The sequence below is a fragment of the Anabaena sp. CCY 9402-a genome (assembly GCF_963920945.1).
GTDB classification, from domain to species: domain Bacteria; phylum Cyanobacteriota; class Cyanobacteriia; order Cyanobacteriales; family Nostocaceae; genus Trichormus; species Trichormus minutissimus.
Genome location: NZ_CAWUDL010000183.1, coordinates 1 through 1474 on the forward strand (window position 1 = coordinate 1; position 1474 = coordinate 1474).

2 protein-coding genes and 1 pseudogene are annotated in these 1474 nt (G+C 37.9%); 2 read left to right on the top strand and 1 reads right to left on the bottom strand.

The window, feature by feature from the left end:
- The first annotated feature begins 77 nt into the window (after positions 1-77).
- The gene (locus ACM0OR_RS28160; RefSeq protein ID WP_414579702.1) at positions 78-374 is read left to right on the top strand and encodes a transposase family protein; all 297 of its coding nucleotides are present in this window, start codon (positions 78-80) and stop codon (positions 372-374) included.
- A 341-nt stretch (positions 375-715) separates the two neighbouring features.
- Here ACM0OR_RS28160 and ACM0OR_RS28165 read toward each other — a convergent pair.
- Positions 716-895 (bottom strand): annotated as a pseudogene (locus ACM0OR_RS28165) (IS701 family transposase); the annotation flags it as partial.
- Between the two features lie 309 nt (positions 896-1204).
- On the opposite strand from ACM0OR_RS28165, the gene ACM0OR_RS28170 reads away from it, so the two are divergent.
- The gene (locus ACM0OR_RS28170) at positions 1205-1363 is read left to right on the top strand and encodes a hypothetical protein (protein ID WP_414579701.1); all 159 of its coding nucleotides are present in this window, start codon (positions 1205-1207) and stop codon (positions 1361-1363) included.
- Positions 1364-1474 lie beyond the last annotated feature (111 nt).

The window sequence follows — 1474 nt, forward strand, 5'->3', positions numbered from 1 at the left end:
CTAGCATCCCTAGGTTCTATAGATGATGTTTTTTGTCAATGCGTAAGTCCTAATTATTTAGAAATAATCGCAAAACTCTGGATACCAAACAAAGATTCCTAGGAGATAAAGCTTATATAGGAGAAGCACTTATTACCACACCTGACAAGAAACCCAAAAAAGCCGAACTTTCAGAAACGCAAAAATCAGAGAATAAGAAATTATCTTCTAGAAGGATTTTTGTGGAACATCTGATATGTAGGGTGAAAATTTTTCGCGTAGCCAGTGATAGATTTCGTCTAGCTCGACATCGTTATAGTCAGGTGTTAAAGACGGTATGTGGATTAGTTAGGTTACATCTAAATGCTTCATTTATACTAAGTCATGATATTTGAATCATTCGCTTGAACATTTACTTTTTTAGAAAGCTCTGTTTTGAGAAACTTTTGATAATTTTCCTATTTTCACCCCTAAACCGTGATTTTTACGTTCAGCAATGATAACTATTTTATCTCAGTTATATCTCCTATAATCCCTTCACAGTCAGCTTTTTATCTTTTATAGACAAGTCTAATAAAGGACTTATCACACCACCTTGACAGATTCCTTGGTTGGGAAACTCAGGATTTATTCCGGATTTTAAGCATCTGAATATCCCTTGTTTAATGCCTTTTGGGGATTCATGCTGCTATCGTTCAAAAATGCAGCGGGGTTAAGCTCTGATGAAGTCGGGTTCTACTGTATCGTCTATACTTAGTATCCCTCCTACCAAATTGATGATTTTCTCTATTATTTTGAATAAATCTTTCGGTTCATATCTCTCTCTTAATAAAAAGCGATTCACGCTATCATGTGAAACATCGCCCAATATCTCTGCTAACCTACTGCACCCCGCAAACTTCGGCTCTGACAGCAAAAATAACGTGTAGAGGTCTAGATTACATTGTGCTGTAGAGGGTTTAGTAATTTCTCTGATTATCCGATACCTGCAAAATAGACGACCTATATTCATCAATTCACTATTTTGTTATTCTGTCAATGCGTAAGTCCTAATTCTTTAATTATGCTTCAGAATTTCAACTCTATCTCATGATTTGATTCAAAGTTTTATGTTGTGATTGGCGAGAAAGCCTGAAATTGCGTTAACTCTTTCTCGATTTATGATTCAAAATTTTTCCCAAATTATGATTCAAAGGACAACAGACTAGACACGTCCAGTAGGCAAGTGGACAGACTGGATACGCCCACTGGACAAACAGACTTGGCACTTGGGGAAGTGGTTCAGTTGGTGAAAGCGATCGCCCGTCATCTCCGTTCTGCCGAGCCACTACAGCACCTGAAACATCTTGAACTTGCGGCTACATCAGGCTGGCTTCTCTCTTAATCTGAAGTGGAGGGGCTTGTTGGGTGTAAACCGAGGGTGAAGAGTGGAGAGAGTCACAATACTTCTCGGTTAAGGATTAAGCAGTATTAAGAATAAAAAAAGTGAGTGGTT